Source organism: Phytobacter sp. V91 (genome assembly GCF_965644225.1).
GTDB lineage: Bacteria > Pseudomonadota > Gammaproteobacteria > Enterobacterales > Enterobacteriaceae > CBFFRJ01.
The window spans coordinates 1-15678 of sequence record NZ_CBFFRJ010000121.1 but is presented as its reverse complement, the minus strand read 5'-3'; the positions used below and the strand labels follow the sequence as shown (position 1 = coordinate 15678).

Genomic DNA, 15678 nt, shown 5'->3' with positions numbered 1-15678 from the left:
TACAGCTCAGCTAAGGTAAGGCTAATACAGATAAGGACTCCACTGAACCCCACCGATTAAATCGCACCTTCCTTAGGCATACCCTACCGCTTTGTTGCGGCGCGGCCGATGTTCTACCCGGCTCGCCGACCAAAAACCCATATGGCGGTGGTGGCTGAAGTCGATGGTCGTCAGTGGCTTTGTGACCTGGGATTCGGCAGCTACGGCATCCGCGCGCCCGTGGCCCTGGATATGCTCGATACCGATATCGCGCAGGATTTCGACAGCTTCCGGCTCACCCGTCACGCCAGCGGCGAGTACCTGCTGCAGGCTAAGGTCGAAGGCGAATGGGCCAGTCAATACGGCTTTGACCTGACGCCTCAGGTATGGATTGATTTCGTTCCCGCGAACTACCTGAATGCCACCCACCCTGATGCCATCTTTGTACAGAAGCTGCTGATTATTCAGCATCGCCCCGAAGGACGCCTGATTTTGCTGGGCAATATGCTGAAGTCGATCACCGCCAGTGGCGTCGAACAGCAGCAGCTGGCGCAGGATGAAATTGCCTCAGTGGTGAAAAACCGCTTTGGATTGTCCCTCAGCTAAGCAGGCCTGGCGACCAACGCGCACGCTTGTGCCCTCTGGTCGCCCTGGCATATGAAACACGGAGCGCTGAAAGAGAGACTATTTGACGCCGATCACAAAATAATTAAGCCACATCCTAAGTTTCCCGTTGCTGCCTTTTGCTAGCCTCAGGGTTCAGGCAAAGCTCAACGGGGAGGTATTCTTTGCTGATTAAATTAAAGAAAGAACGTACTCATCAGGAAGATCGCAGGCTGGCGCTATGGCTTGCGACTTCAGCCGGGTTATTAAACGCCATCGCGCTGGGGGCATTTGGTTTCTTTCCCTCGCATATGACCGGCAACACCTCCCAGCTCTCCAGCGAAGTCTCCACTACCGACCTCAATGACATTCTTTTTTTCAGCACCATTATTCTGGCATTTGTCAGCGGGGCCATGATTGCCCGCATCGTGGTTCTATGGGGAATTATGCATAACCTGAGGCTGATTTTTTGCCAGTTGCTGTTTGCCGAAGGCGTGTTGCTGACGGGGATCTCGCTGTTCGAAATGCATTTTCACACCCTCACCAGTAACCAGGAGATTATTGTTATTCTCTGCGGGCTGATGGGGATCCACAATTCGACGTCCACGCAGCTTTCCGCAGGCCGGGTCAGATCCACCCATATTACCGGTACCCTGACGGACGCTGGCATTGCGCTGGCCTCTGTCATTATGGCGATGCTGCGCCGCGATTATTCCAAAGATACTGCGGCACAAAAAAGCCAGCTTAAAACCCATCTGACAACCCTGTTCTCCTTTCTTAGCGGCGGGATCGCAGGGCTGGTTCTGTTCAGATGGTTTGGATTTAATGCCATGCTGGCAATCGGATTGTTGTTGATGACGGTTGCCACGGTGTCCATCATCACCGTCAGCGTTCGTGTGCGCAGAGTTCGTCTGCGCATACATTAGATGAGTTGCAACAAGGCCGCAATTACTGAACTCAGGCCACGCCCTTAGCGGGTTTTACGCCCTTCAATCGGGTAGCCCGGATCGGTATAGCCGTAAGTGGAGACGTGGCCTGGCGGCACCAGGCTGTCAATAAACTGTTCATCCTCAGCGGTGAGCTTAAAGTCCAGCGCAGCCATATAGCTGTCCCAGTGCGCTTCGGTTCGCGGCCCGGCAATGGTTGAGGTCACATACGCATTGTTAAGAACCCAGGCCAGGGCGAAGGAGACCGGCGTGGTGCCGCGTTCCTGCGCCCAGGACACCATTTTCTGGGCGATATCGAGGGATTCTCTGCGCCATTCCGTTTGCTGAATACGTACATCGCCGCGCCCTGCCCGGCTCTCTGCCGGTGGAGCGACATCCGGCCTGTATTTGCCGCTTAACACCCCACGCGCCAGCGGGCTGTAAGGCACAACCCCAAGGCCGTAATGCGCTGCGGCGGGCAACTGTTCAACCTCCGCGCTGCGGCTGACCATATTATACAGCGGCTCACTGGCGACCGGGCGATCGATCCCCAGCGCGTCGGCGATACGGCAAATCTCGGCAATACGCCAGCCGCTAAAATTGGAAACGCCGAAATAACGGACTTTGCCCTGGCGAATAAGATCCCCCACGGCGCGCACGCTCTCTTCCAGCGGCAGGCCGGGGATCGCCCGGTGAAAATAGAGAATGTCGATATAGTTAGAGCCGAGTCGTTTCAGGCTGGCCTCTACCGACTGGTTAATCCATTTGCGCGACTGACCCTGCTCATTCGCTCCCTGGCTAAAGGGGAAGCCAAACTTGGTGGCGATCACCCATTTATCGCGCTCTGCGGCGACGGCACGCCCGACAATCTCTTCTGATTTGCCGGCATGGTAGACATCTGCGGTATCAATAAAATTGATCCCCTGTTCGAAGGCTTTGTGAATGATACGGCCTGATGTGGCTTCATCGGTTTCGCCGCCAAACATCATGGCGCCAAGACAAAGTGGCGAGACTCGAAGGCCGCTACGGCACATATAGCGGTATTCCATATTCTTTACTCTCTGGCAGGTTGTTCTCATTTCCGCCATGTTAATCAATGAAAATTACGCCATAAACAGGCAAAAACGGCATGCACATATGAGCAATTATCATAAATCATGCAGGACATCCGAATCATTAGCGGAATAAAGCTATACTGGGGACAAAATTCACTTATCAATTAAGGCCTGCGGTGTTAGCGACTCTCCTCATTTTTCTTGTGGCTGCCATTCATATCTGGATCCTGATTCTGGAGATGTTTTTGTGGGACGGCAAAACAGGCCGCAAAGCGTTTAATCTGAGCGCCGATTTTGCCCGCCAGACCCGGGTGCTGGCCGCCAATCAGGGGCTGTACAACGGCTTTCTGGCGGCGGGTCTGCTCTGGGGGCTATGGCTGGGGGAAAGCGGGCTGGCGTTTAAACTCTTTTTCCTTATCTGCGTGCTGGTCGCCGGGGTGTTTGGCGCAGCAACGGCGAGCCGCAAAATCCTCTATATCCAGGCGCTTCCGGCGCTGGCGGCACTGATTGCGCTGCTGCTGGGGTGAAGTCAGGAGCTGTTTGCGTGCCTCACCCTAACCCTCAAGAGGGTCAGGGTGAGGGGAGCATGCGGCTCTTCGCTAAATGGCCACCAGATGCCGGACGCCCTGGGCTTCCATCTCCTCTCCGCGGCCACGCTGAATAATGGTCCCGCGCGACATCACCAGGTACTGATCCGCCAGTTCAGCGGCAAAGTCATAGAACTGCTCCACCAGCAAAATCGCCATATCACCCCTATTCGCCAGCCCACGGATCACCGCCCCAATCTCTTTAATCACCGAGGGTTGAATACCTTCAGTCGGCTCATCGAGAATTAATAACTGCGGCTTGCAGGCCAGCGCCCGGCCAATAGCCAGTTGCTGTTGCTGACCGCCGGAGAGATCGCCGCCGCGTCGCTGTTTCATCTCGCGCAGCACCGGGAACAGTTCATAGATCTCCTCAGGCACGCTGGCGGCCTGGCGGCCGGAAAAGCGCGCCAGCCCCATCAGCAGGTTTTCCTCCACCGTCAGACGAGGGAAAATCTCCCGCCCCTGGGGAACATAGGCGATGCCCTGCTGCACGCGCTGGTGCGGCTTACGCTGATTAATCAGCTTGCCCTGCCAGTGAATGGTGCCGGATTTCGCCGGGATAATGCCCATCAGGCACTTCAGCAACGTGGTTTTGCCCACCCCGTTGCGCCCCAGCAGGCAGGTAATTTCGCCGGGCGTCGTCTCAAATGACAGGCCGCGCAGAATATGGCTGCCGCCGTAAAACTGATTTAAGTCGTTAACCTGCAACATAATTATCGCCCCAGATAGACATCAATAACCTGCTCGTTGGCCTGCACTTCGCGCAGTGAACCTTCCGCCAGCACCTGGCCCTGATGCAGAACCGTCACATGATCGGCAATGGTTTCCACAAAGCCCATATCGTGCTCCACCACCATCAGCGAATGCTTGCCCGCCAGGGTGCGGAACAGTTCGGCAATATAGTCGGTTTCCGCATCGGTCAGCCCGGCGGCGGGTTCATCAAGCAGCAGCAGATGCGGCTCCTGCACCAGCAGCATGCCGATTTCCAGAAACTGTTTCTGCCCGTGAGAAAGCAGCCCCGACGGGCGGGAGCGGTGTTCGGTCAGGCGCAGCAGTTGCAGCACCTCGTCGATACGGTCCTGCTGCTCTCCGCTCAGTTTTGCCCGCAGGCTGGTCCAGACGGACTTATCCATTTTCTGCGCGATTTCGAGGTTTTCCATTACGCTCAGGGCTTCAAAAACCGTCGGTTTCTGGAACTTACGCCCAATCCCGGCGCGGGCAATCTCCACGGAAGACATCCCCGTCAGATCGATGTTCTGGTCATACACCACTTTGCCGCTGTCCGGTCGGGTCTTGCCGGCGATCACATCCATCAGGGTGGTTTTACCCGCCCCGTTTGGGCCTATCACGCAGCGCAGTTCGCCGACGCCAATCGACAGCGACAGGTCTGTCAGGGCGCGGAAAGCGTCGAAGGTCACGTTAATATTTTCCAGCTGCAACACCGGGTCGGACGTCTCGCGGTAGCGGTCCTGGGGTTGCGGCTGGGTAAACAGCGAATCAGTCATGTTTCCTCCGTTTGAGAAGGCCAATCACCCCACGCGGCAGGAACAGCGTGACCAGAATAAACATCAGGCCGAGGAAGAAGAGCCAGAAATCCGGGAACGCCACGGTGAACCAGCTTTTCGCGCCGTTGACGATACCCGCCCCGAGGATCGGGCCAATCAGCGATCCGCGCCCACCCAGCGCCACCCAGATAGCGGCTTCAATGGAGTTGGTCGGCGACATTTCGCTGGGGTTAATAATCCCCACCTGCGGCACATACAGCGCCCCGGCCAGCCCGCAAAGCACTGCGGAGAGCGTCCAGACAAACAGCTTGAAGCCTTTCGGGTCGTAGCCGCAGAACATCAGACGGTTTTCCGCATCGCGCACCGCCGTCAGCACGCGGCCAAACTTACTGCGCGTCAGCAGCAGACCAATGCCGAGTGACGCGGCCAGCAGCAGTACGGTTGCCACAAACAGGCCGATGCGCGTTCCGGTCGCCGAAACCTGAAACCCGAGCAGCGTGGTAAAGCCGGTAAAACCGTTGTTACCGCCAAAGCCTGTTTCATTGCGAAAGAACAGCAGCATTCCGGCATAGGTCAGGGCCTGGGTCATTATCGAAAAGTAAACGTCTTTAATCCGCGAGCGAAAGGCAAAGTAGCCAAACACCAGCGCCAGCAGGCCGGGCACGAGGATTATCAGACACAGCGCCCAGGCAAAATGCTGCGTACCCGCCCAGAACCACGGCAGCTCGGTCCACGACAGAAACGACATAAACGCAGGCAGCCCGTCACCCGCCGCCTGGCGCATTAAGTACATGCCCATCGCGTAGCCGCCGAGAGCAAAGAACAGACCATGCCCCAGCGACAGCAGCCCGGCGTAGCCCCACACCAGATCCAGCGCCACGGCGACAATGGCGTAGCACAGAATTTTACCCATCAGCGTCAGGGTATAGGTGGAGATCGCCAGCGGATTATCCGCAGGCAGCAGGGCGAAAAAGGGCAGCACCAGCAGCGCCGCCAGAACCAGTGCGGCCAGCGTACAGGCCAGACGCGGCGCGCGCCGGGCCATCGTCAAGGTGATAGGTTGGCTCATCAGTCAATTACCCGCCCTTTGAATGCAAACAATCCTTGCGGCCGTTTTTGAATAAACAGCACAATCAAGACCAGAATGGCGATTTTGCCCAGCACCGCGCCAATTTGCGGCTCCAGCACCTTATTGAGCACACCCAACCCAAGCGCGGCGACCACCGTCCCCGCCAGTTGCCCGACGCCGCCGGTCACCACCACCAGGAAGGAGTCGATGATGTACCCCTGCCCCAGCTCCGGGCCAACGTTACCCAGTTGCGACAGCGCCACGCCGCCCAGCCCTGCGATCCCTGAGCCTAAGCCAAAGGCCAGCATATCGACCCGCCCGGTCGGCACGCCGCAGCAGTCGGCCATCCGCCGGTTTTGCGTTACCGCGCGCACGTTCATCCCCAGCCGGGTTTTGTTCAGCAGCAGCCAGGTCAGGATCAACACCCCGACGACAAAAATAATCACCGCAATACGGTTGTAAGGCAGCACCAGGTTGGGCAGCACCGCCCAGCCGCCGGAGAGCCAGGCCGGGTTGGCCACTTCGAGGTTTTGCGTACCGAACAGCACCCGCACCAGCTGGATCAGCATCAGGCTGATCCCCCAGGTCGCCAGCAGGGTTTCCAGCGGTCGGCCATAGAGGTGGCGAATAATGGCGCGTTCAAGCACCATCCCCACGGCGGCGGTAATAAAGAACGCCACCGGCAGCGCCACCAGCGGGTAGAGCGCCAGCCACTGCGGGGCCAGGCGGGCAAACATATCCTGCACCAGCCAGGTGGAGTACGCGCCGAGCATCAGCATTTCGCCGTGGGCCATATTAATCACGCCGAGCAGGCCGTAGGTGATCGCCAGCCCCAGCGCCGCCAGCAGTAAGATCGACCCCAGCGAAATACCGCTGAACGCCTGCCCCAGCCAGTCACCCCATTTAAGCCGCTGCTGGATCTGCTGCAGGCTTTTGGCGGCCGCATCGCGCACGGCGGCATCCGGCTCATTTTGCGGTTGCGTGAGGCGGGTAAGACTCGCCTGCACCTGCGGATCGCTGGCCTCGCCCAGTAGTCTGACCGCCTGCAGGCGCATCTGCGCCCGGCTGTCGGAAAGCTGTAAGTTGGCGACCGCAATGGCGAGCGCAGTATGCACGGCGTCATTTTTCTCCGCCGTCAGGCGTTCGCTAAGCACTGGCAGCTGTTCGGCCTGGGCGCTGTTTTGCAATGTCAGGGCCGCGCGCAAACGCAGATTTTCATCGCTGCTGGTCAACTGGTGTGTCGCCAGCGCGCTGGCCACCAGGCCACGAATACGGTTGTTCATAAATACTTTTTTGGTCGCACCCTCGGGGGCTGCATCGCCCTCCATCGGCACGAATTTGCCGCCCTGCTCCGTAAAGAGCTGGCCGTTTTGGTCAGCGACCACGGATTCGTCCTTCAGCGCCTGCAATAGCGGCAAACGTGACGCCTCGGGCGCGGCAGACCATTGCTGAAGCAACTGCGCCTGTTGTGTGCGGCTGGCCTTGCCGTAGTCGGCGGCAGGCCCGGCCTGCGCAACGGAGGTCATCAGCAGGCAGCCTGAAATGAGAAAGGCCAAAGCCGGGAATATTTTCATGGTGTCAGTGTCTTTTGCCGGAACGTTCAGCCACTGACAGGGGCAGTCACTCTGCCCCTGTCACGTATACCAGGGTTTATTTGCCGCCGGTTTTCACCGGATGATCCGGTTTTTTATCATTGCCAGCGATGAACGGGCTCCACGGCTGAGCACGGACCGGCTGGTCGGTGTTCCACACCACGTTGAACTGCCCGTTCTCTTCGATTTCACCGATCATCACCGGTTTGTGCAGGTGGTGGTTGGTGGCATCCATGGTCAGGGTAAAGCCGCTTGGCGCAGCGAAGGTCTGCCCTGCCATTGCGGCACGCACTTTATCCACGTCGGTGGTGCCTGCTTTCTCAACCGCCTGCGCCCACATATGGATCCCCACCCAGGTCGCTTCCATCGGATCGTTGGTCACCACGGTGTCGGCGTTCGGCAGTTTGTGCGCTTTGGCGTAAGCCTTGTAATCAGCGACAAATTTGGTGTTCACCGGGTTGCTGACCGACTCAAAGTAGTTCCACGCGGCCAGATGACCAACCAGCGGTTTGGTGTCGATCCCGCGCAGCTCTTCTTCACCCACGGAGAAAGCAACAACCGGAACATCGGTCGCTTTAATGCCCTGGTTAGCCAGCTCTTTATAGAAAGGCACGTTGGAGTCGCCGTTGATGGTGGAGATCACCGCCGTTTTGCCGCCCGCAGAGAATTTCTTGATATTGGCGACAATGGTCTGGTAATCGCTGTAACCAAACGGGGTGTAGACCTCTTCAATGTCTTTATCCTGAACGCCTTTGGTGTGCAGGAAGGCACGCAGGATCTTGTTGGTGGTGCGCGGGTAGACGTAGTCGGTGCCGAGCAGGAAGAAGCGTTTTGCGCCGCCGCCGTCTTCACTCATCATATATTCCACCGCCGGAATAGCCTGCTGGTTTGGCGCCGCGCCGGTATAGAACACGTTCGGCGACATCTCTTCGCCCTCGTACTGCACCGGATAGAACAGCAGGCCGTTCAGCTCTTCAAACACCGGCAGCACCGATTTACGCGATACCGAGGTCCAGCAGCCGAAGACGACGGCGGCTTTATCCTGAGTCAGTAGCTGACGGGCTTTTTCGGCAAACAGCGGCCAGTTGGATGCCGGGTCAACTACCACCGGCTCGAGTTTTTTACCCAGTACGCCGCCTTTGGCGTTAATGTCGTCAATCGCCATCAGCGCCATGTCTTTCAGCGGAGTTTCCGAGATAGCCATGGTGCCGGACAGGGAGTGCATCACCCCCACTTTAATGGTGTCTGCTGCGTATGCCTGTAAAGAAAAGCCCATGCTCAAAAAGGTGGCCGACAGGGCAAATGCTTTCAGTAAAGAACGTCTTTTCATTGCGAAACCCCTAAATGATATTGTGTAATTTATGAGCCCCGCCGCACGGCGGGGTGGAACCACGGCTAAGGTGAAACAGGTTGCAAACTTGCCTGCTGGAGCATGTGTAAGGTGATTTTCCTGACCTCGGCTTTGCTCTGAGAAATGTGCTCGGTCAGGATGCGCTGCGCCTCCTCTGTCTGTTGTTTCAGGATCGCCTCTAAAATGCGGGCATGTTCGTTGTAGGTTGCATCCACGCGGTCATTGCGGGTGAAATCGAGATGGCGAATGATGCGCATCTTCTCGGTTAACTCCACATGCACTCTGGCCATTTCACTGTTGCCGCTGGCGCGAACCAGGGTGGTGTGAAATTGCTCATCCTGAAGCGATAAGGCTTTACTCGGCTCCATGCGGGGGGCTTCTATCCAGAAACGGACAAGCTCTGCCAGGTGTTCGGAACAGATACCCGGCGGCATACCGCACAGACGGCGCACCGCTTCCCTTTCCAGCACGATACGAAAATCGTAAAGCGCCTCGAAATAGTTGAAATCAAAAGGTTTCACCTGCCATCCACTGCGCGAGTAAACCTGCACATAGCCTTCATGCTCCAGCCAGAACAGCGCCTGGCGCACCGGCGTGCGGCTGGCCGACATCCGCTCGGAGATCTCGTTTTCGCTGAAATGCGCTCCCGGCATCAGGCGAAAATCGAAGATGTCGTTCTTGAGTTCGTAATAGATACGCTCCGCCAGCCCTGGCGTGCGCTTTTTACCGCCCTTTTCGCTTGTCATCAGCGTCTCCTTATTCCAGCCACAGCAGCGTGTCGCCAGGACTGACCGGACGCCCCGGCTGGCAGGCGATGCGTTTCACTTTGCCCGCCTGGGGCGCGTTAATGGCAAGCTCCATCTTCATGGCTTCGACAATCACCAGCGGCTGGCCTTCGCTCACCTCATCGCCCGGCTCCACCAGCACTTTCCAGATGTTGCCGTTCATGTCGGCCGTCACCGCCAGCGCGCCGTCATCCACCTCGTCGACGATCTCAGGTTCGGGGATCTCCACCGTCAGCGCCTGATCGTCCTGCTGCCAGAGCTCGACCTCGGCCTCAAACGCCTGGGCCTGACGGCTGCGGAAATCGGCAATTTCAGCGGCGTGGGTTGCGAGGAATTGCAGATGCGCCGGGAAATCAAACACCGTCTCTTCAATACGCACCGTCGCGCGTCCTTCGCGGAAATCGTCACGCAGCGCCGTCAGCTCCTCTTCGCTGACCGGGTAGAAACGCACCTGGTCGAAGAAGTGCAGCAGCCACGGCTCACCGGCGGCGAACTGTTCGTTTTTCAGGAACTTGTTCCAGATAGGCAACGTGCGCCCCACCAGCTGGTAGCCGCCAGGGGAGTCCATGCCGTAGATGCACATATACATGCCGCCAATCCCGACCGTGCCTTCGGCGGTAAAGGTGCGCGCCGGGTTGTATTTGGAACTGAGAAGACGGTGGCGCGGATCCACCGGCACCGCACAGGGCGCGCCAAGATAGACGTCGCCTAAGCCCAGGATCAGATAGCTGGCGTCAAAAATGGTCTGTTTAACGTCTTCCCGACTGTCCAGTCCGTTGATGCGCTGAATAAAATCAACGTTGTTCGGCAGCCAGGGCGCGGTGGCGCGAACGGTGTCTTTGTAGCGGCTGACGGCATCCAGGGTGGCGCTGTCTTCAAAGGCCATCGGCAGATGCACAATACGTGACGGCACTTTCATCTGGCTGACATCGCCAATGCGCGCCTCCAGCTCAAGCAGCAATGCCACCAGCGCCTGCTGGCTGATTTCCAGGCTGTCGTAGCGCACCTGCAACGAACGCACGCCCGGCGACAGCTCTTTGATCCCCGGATGCGCCTGGGCGCGCAGATGCTCCATCAGCAGATGCACGCGCAGGCGCAGCGCCAGATCCAGTACGTTGTCGCCGTACTCAATCAGAATGTAGTTATCCCCGGCCTGGCGATAGACAATGGCCGGTGTGCCTGCGCTGGCCGCCAGCGACACCAGCGCCGCGGCGGAAACGCCATCGTGATCGGCAAGTGACGGTGTCACGAATGTCGCAAGGCTGCTGGTGTGCAGGGTTTCGATACTGCGGTTCTGGGCTTTCTCCCTGGCAACCGCCTCTTCGACGCTTATCGGGTAGAAACGAATGCTGTCCCCCGGTTTAACCTGGCCGACTTTCCACAACTCCGCTTTGGCGATAGTCACCGGGCAGACGAAGCCCCCGAGGCTTGGGCCGTCGCGGGTCAGGATCACCGGGAAATCGCCGGTAAAGTTAATCGCCCCCATGGCGTATTCGCAGTCATGGACGTTGGAGGGATGCAAACCGGCCTCCCCGCCGTTGGGACGGGTCCAGCTCGGTTTCGGGCCGACCAGACGCACGCCGAGGCGGTTAGAGTTGTAATGCACCTGCCAGTCGCTGGCAAAAAACTCGTCGATGGCTTCCTGAGTAAAGAAATCCGGCGCGCCGTGCGGGCCATAAAGCACGCCAATGCGCCAGACATCGCCATACTCGGGGATCAGCGCCGCACTGAGAGGCTGGGGTTCGCTTACCGGCGCAGGCGTGGTGCAGGCCGCACGCTGCGGGTCAGAAATAGGCAACAGATCGGCGACCTTCAGCGTGCGCCCGGCGTGCCCGCCAAATTGCCCCAGCGCAAAGGTGGAGCGGCTGCCGAGATACTGCGGGACATCAAGCCCGTTGCGCACCGCAAGATACGCGCGGCAGCCTTCCTTAGCGCGGCCATAGGCCAGAGTTTGCCCGGCTTTCACGTTCACCGGTTGCCACAGCGCCACCGGTTCGCCATCAAGGGTTGTCTGGCAATCGGCGCCCGTCAGGGCAATCACCGCGTCGCTATGGAACTGCAATACCGGGCCTTGCAGGGTGAATTCCATCCCTGCTGCGGTTTCATGGTTGCCCACGATACGGTTGGCAAGACGGAAGGCAAAGTCGTCCATCGGGCCGGAGGGCGGGACGCCAATATCCCAGTAGCCCAGGCGTCCCGGATAATCCTGGATACTGCTCCAGGTTCCCGGCTGGATAACTTCAATCACCGCAGAGTGAGCCACATAGCTGTCGAGCATCCGCGTCCAGGCACTGCCGGTCTGGAACTCGCTGCTGGCGGTAACCTGGCGCAGGTAATCGAGGTTAGTGGCAATACCGTGCAAACGGGTGGCATCGAGCGCCGCCTGAAGTTTTGCCAGCGCCTGCTGGCGATCCTGGCCCTGAACAATAAGCTTGGCGATCATCGGGTCATAAAACGCGGACACTTCGCTGCCGGTGGTCACCCCGGTGTCAATACGCACACCGTCCGGGAAGGCCACTTCGGTCAATACGCCGGGGCTGGGCTGGAAGTTTTTCAGCGGGTTTTCCGCATAAATGCGCACTTCAATGGCCGCGCCCTGTGGAGCCTGCGCCAGCCGGGTCCAGTCAATGGGTTCGTCTGCCGCCACCCGCAGCATGCACTCAACCAGATCCAGCCCGGTCACCGCTTCGGTCACCGGATGTTCAACCTGCAGACGGGTGTTCACTTCAAGGAAATAGAACGCGTCCAGTTCGGCGTCATAGATAAACTCCACCGTGCCCGCACTGCGGTAATTCACCAGCTTGCCAAGCTGCACGGCGGCGGCCAGAAGCGCCTCGCGGGTGGCGGCTGGCAGGTTCGGCGCAGGGGTTTCTTCCACCACTTTCTGGTTGCGGCGCTGTAAAGAGCAGTCGCGCTCGCCCAGCGCCACCACATTGCCTTTACCGTCGCCAAAGATTTGCACTTCAATATGGCGCGCCCGATCGATACAGCGCTCAACAAAGACCCCGGCATCGCTAAAGAACTGCTCGCCAAGACGACGCACGCTCTCCCAGGCCTGTTGCAGCCCCTGGGCATCGGCGCAGCGCGTCAGGCCGATACCGCCGCCACCGGCGGTACTTTTAAGCATCACCGGGTAGCCAATCTTCTCCGCCGCCGTCAGCGCATCTTCCAGCGAGTCGAGCAGCCCGGTGCCTGGCGTCATGGGGACGCCTGCCTGAGCGGCCAGCTCACGCGCCCGGTGTTTAAGGCCAAACTCGCCAATCTGCTGCGCAGTCGGCCCGACAAAAACAATTCCGGCTTTGGCGCAGGCATCGGCAAAGGGCAGGCTTTCCGATAAAAATCCGTACCCCGGCCAGATGGCTTGCGCCCCGCTTACCCGTGCGGCTTTGAGGATCTTGTCGATGCGCAGATAGCTGTCACTCGCTTTTTCACCTCCCAGCGCAATCGCCATATCAGCCTGTTTGACATGTTCGGCGCTTTTATCGGCGTCGGAGTAAACCGCCACGCTTTTGATACCCAGGCGTTGCAGCGTGCGGATGGCGCGACAGGCGATTTCGCCCCGGTTGGCAATCAATACGGTGTTAAACATGTTTGCTCTCCTGGCGGGTAATCCAGTTACGCCAGCCTTTGAATTCAGTGATGTCGGTAGCATCGTTAAGTGCAGACGGTTCGCAGATAAAGCCTTTCACCTGGCGGCCATCAGCCAGTTCCAGAGAACCAATGCCGAGTGGCGCGGGGATCTCGGCCACAAACTCGCCAAAGCGGGCCAGCGGTATATCCCATAGCTCTACCGCTATCTGCGCTCCCGATGACTGACGGGCAATACCGGGTTTCGCCGGTTGGGTATTGGCCAGCGCATAAAGCCGGTAGCACGGCGCGGTTTCCGTTGCCTCAACAAACACGGCATTACGGTTAATCAGCTGGAAATTGAGCGGCATGCCGCGCAGATGCGCCCCGACCACCGCCACGCGGACGTGCTGTGGTGAAACAGGAAGCGCAGACTCAGAGGGCGTAAAGTCCTGCCCGGTCGCCCCCAGCGGCAGCGCCTGTTGCTGCTGCCAGCGCAGGCCAAAGGAGGCCAGCGCGCGGTCATGCCAGGCCGGGGCAATCAGGGTAATGCCCGCGGGCAGTCCGTCCTGGCGAAACGCGGCGGGCAGCGCCAGCGCGCTGAGATCGGCAAGGTTGGTAAAGTTGGTGTAGGTCCCAAACTGCGAGTTGAAGCGAACGGGCTCCTGCTTCATCTCCTCGAGGGTATGAATGGTGGGCGACGTCGGCACCACCAGCGCATCCACCTCACTTAAGGCTTGCTGGATTTCCCGCGTCAGCTCAGCACGCAGATATTCCGCTTTGAAGGCGTCGACCGCGCTGTAGTTCAGCCCGGCAGAGATAATGCCGTAGACCGTGGGATCCATCTCCTGCGGGTGCTGCAACATCTCGCCCACCGCCGCCGTGCGTTCAGCCACCCACGGCCCCTGATAGAGTTGTTCCGCAAGTGCGGTGAAAGCGGAAAAGTCGATGGGTTTGAGCGTTACACCGCTGGCGCGTAGCGCGTCGAGCGCCTCCAGCCAGGCCTGTTGCGCCTGCTCATCAGCAAAAAATTCCATTTCAGCCGGAATGGCGAAGACCGGGTTTTGCGGCAAAGCCGCAGGGGCCGTTGCCGGGTTGGCGCGGGAGTATGCGTCAGCGGCGTCTTCCCCGCCCGCAAGGGTGGCAACGAGAAACGCGTCTTCCACGGTGAGAGCAAACACCGACAGGGTGTCATTCAGACGACAGGCAGGCACCACGCCGGTTGCCGACAGCCAGCCTTTGGTGGGTTTCAGCCCGACGATGTTGTTAAAGCCGGCGGGGACGCGCCCGGATCCGGCGGTGTCGGTGCCAAAGGAGAACGGCACCAGCCCCCGGGCCACCACTGACGCCGAGCCGGAACTGGAGCCGCCGCTCACATAGTCAGGATTAAAGGTGTTAGGTACCGCGCCAAAGGGTGAACGGGTTCCCACAAGGCCAGTGGCGAATTGATCGAGGTTGGTTTTGCCGATCAGCACCGCACCCGCCGCTTTAAGCCGGGCGACAGCGGTCGCGTCCTGTTTCGCGGTGTAGGTAAAGGCCGGACAGGCGGCGCTGGTTGGCCAGCCCGCCACATCCACATTGTCTTTCACCGCAAACGGAATACCGAACAGCGGAAGTGCGTACGGATCTTCACGATAAATCGGGAGTAAAGCATCCAGTTGCGCGCGTAATTGCTCTTCGCTTGCCAGAACAATCCATGCGTTATCGTCAACGGAGAGAGAATCAAGATGCGTTTTTAATAGTGAGAATACTGCCTCACTGTCTTTTTCAATTGTCTTTCGCCATGCACTCAGGGTTTTCCCTGTCATTATTGTCATGCTGGAATTCCTGCTGGTATACAAGATGGAATTCAATAAGCAATGTACATGCCAATAATTTAACTGTTTGTTTTTACTTTAAAATAATGAAAACCAGCTATTTATCTGATAGTTCGCCTGCACTATTTCGGAACAGTAATGTACTTTTCAGGTGCGTAGTGTGATTGGAATAAATAATATTATGCAAGCACGACAGATAATAAGCTTATAGATAATAAGAGCGAGGCTAAGATATTTTAGGCAGGAAAATGTCTTTATTCAAAATAAGGGGCAGAGGGCTGATGAGTCTTACATGAAACACGCTATAAGATTTGAGGAATTGTTTCGTTCACTTTTCCGGCCATCAGGTTTTACTTTTAATGTAGTGCAGTAAAGGTCAGGTGGATAACCCGACTGAATATCGACGCCGTGATGTCGCCCTGGCACGTTCACCAGTGATGTGGCAGCAAAGAAGCAAGGAACTTAAGGTGAACGGAATGACCTCCAGAGCCGTATGCTCCCCCTCACCCCGGCCCTCTCCCGCCAACAGAGAGGAAAACAAAAAACCCGCCGAAGCGGGTTTCAGACTGATGACAAACCCTAAAAAGAGCACGGACGATCCCCTCGCCCCTTCGGGGAGAGGGTTAGGGTGAGGGGAAATATGCTGACTCATCAGAGCGTTATCACCCTCACCCCGGCCCTCTCCCTGGAAAGGAGAGGGAGAAAAACAAACCCTATTCACTTTTAAGCACATTTGTCAGCAATCTCAAACCCTCCGTCCGGAGGGTTCAGACTGCTGACAAAGTCCTGGCCGTGAGGCCGGGACTTTGATCTAATTAAGTCAGTGCAATTAACGGACTGAC

The 15678-nt window shown here is 58.1% G+C and carries 11 protein-coding genes and 1 pseudogene; 3 read left to right on the top strand and 9 right to left on the bottom strand.

Annotated elements, in window-relative coordinates; genetic code table 11:
* Window positions 1-69 precede the first annotated feature (69 nt).
* Window positions 70-585, top strand: a pseudogene (locus ACSZO4_RS20150) (arylamine N-acetyltransferase family protein); the annotation flags it as partial.
* 182 nt (window positions 586-767) lie between these two features.
* A complete protein-coding gene (locus tag ACSZO4_RS20145) occupies window positions 768-1508 on the top strand; it encodes a YoaK family protein (RefSeq protein ID WP_437890861.1) in 741 nt (246 codons plus the stop codon).
* Between the two features lie 44 nt (window positions 1509-1552).
* Here the strand turns inward: ACSZO4_RS20145 and ACSZO4_RS20140 are convergent, their stop codons facing one another.
* Entirely contained in the window at window positions 1553-2557 is a 1005-nt protein-coding gene (locus tag ACSZO4_RS20140; RefSeq protein ID WP_437890860.1) for an aldo/keto reductase, read from the bottom strand.
* A gap of 182 nt (window positions 2558-2739) precedes the next feature.
* Between ACSZO4_RS20140 and ACSZO4_RS20135 the strand changes: the two genes are divergently transcribed.
* Window positions 2740-3090: a DUF1304 domain-containing protein gene (locus ACSZO4_RS20135; RefSeq protein WP_437890859.1), complete on the top strand. Its 351-nt coding sequence runs from the start codon at window positions 2740-2742 to the stop codon at window positions 3088-3090.
* A gap of 72 nt (window positions 3091-3162) precedes the next feature.
* On the opposite strand, the gene urtE is transcribed toward ACSZO4_RS20135, so the two are convergent.
* The 8 genes from urtE to atzF all read right to left on the bottom strand — a co-directional run bounded on the left by urtE (window position 3163) and on the right by atzF (window position 14836).
* Window positions 3163-3861, bottom strand: coding sequence for an urea ABC transporter ATP-binding subunit UrtE (urtE, locus tag ACSZO4_RS20130; RefSeq protein ID WP_437890858.1), 699 nt, complete (start codon window positions 3859-3861; stop codon window positions 3163-3165).
* A gap of 2 nt (window positions 3862-3863) precedes the next feature.
* The gene (gene urtD, locus ACSZO4_RS20125; RefSeq protein WP_437890857.1) at window positions 3864-4655 is read right to left on the bottom strand and encodes an urea ABC transporter ATP-binding protein UrtD; all 792 of its coding nucleotides are present in this window, start codon (window positions 4653-4655) and stop codon (window positions 3864-3866) included.
* Window positions 4648-5724 (bottom strand): urea ABC transporter permease subunit UrtC, encoded by a 1077-nt coding sequence (urtC, locus tag ACSZO4_RS20120; protein ID WP_437890856.1) that lies wholly within the window; start codon window positions 5722-5724, stop codon window positions 4648-4650. The genes urtD and urtC overlap by 8 nt, the downstream gene beginning before the upstream one ends.
* Entirely contained in the window at window positions 5724-7298 is a 1575-nt protein-coding gene (gene urtB, locus ACSZO4_RS20115) for an urea ABC transporter permease subunit UrtB (protein ID WP_437890855.1), read from the bottom strand. Before urtB ends, urtC begins: the two co-directional genes overlap by 1 nt.
* Before the next feature lie 76 nt (window positions 7299-7374).
* On the bottom strand, window positions 7375-8646 hold the full coding sequence (gene urtA, locus ACSZO4_RS20110) for an urea ABC transporter substrate-binding protein (protein WP_437890854.1): 1272 nt from the start codon (window positions 8644-8646) through the stop codon (window positions 7375-7377).
* Between the two features lie 65 nt (window positions 8647-8711).
* Window positions 8712-9413, bottom strand: coding sequence for a GntR family transcriptional regulator (locus tag ACSZO4_RS20105; RefSeq protein ID WP_437890853.1), 702 nt, complete (start codon window positions 9411-9413; stop codon window positions 8712-8714).
* Window positions 9414-9423: 10 nt separating this feature from the next.
* On the bottom strand, window positions 9424-13041 hold the full coding sequence (uca, locus tag ACSZO4_RS20100) for an urea carboxylase (RefSeq protein ID WP_437890852.1): 3618 nt from the start codon (window positions 13039-13041) through the stop codon (window positions 9424-9426).
* Complete coding sequence (atzF, locus tag ACSZO4_RS20095) at window positions 13034-14836, bottom strand: allophanate hydrolase (RefSeq protein WP_437890851.1); 1803 nt, start codon at window positions 14834-14836, stop codon at window positions 13034-13036. The genes uca and atzF overlap by 8 nt, the downstream gene beginning before the upstream one ends.
* Window positions 14837-15678 lie beyond the last annotated feature (842 nt).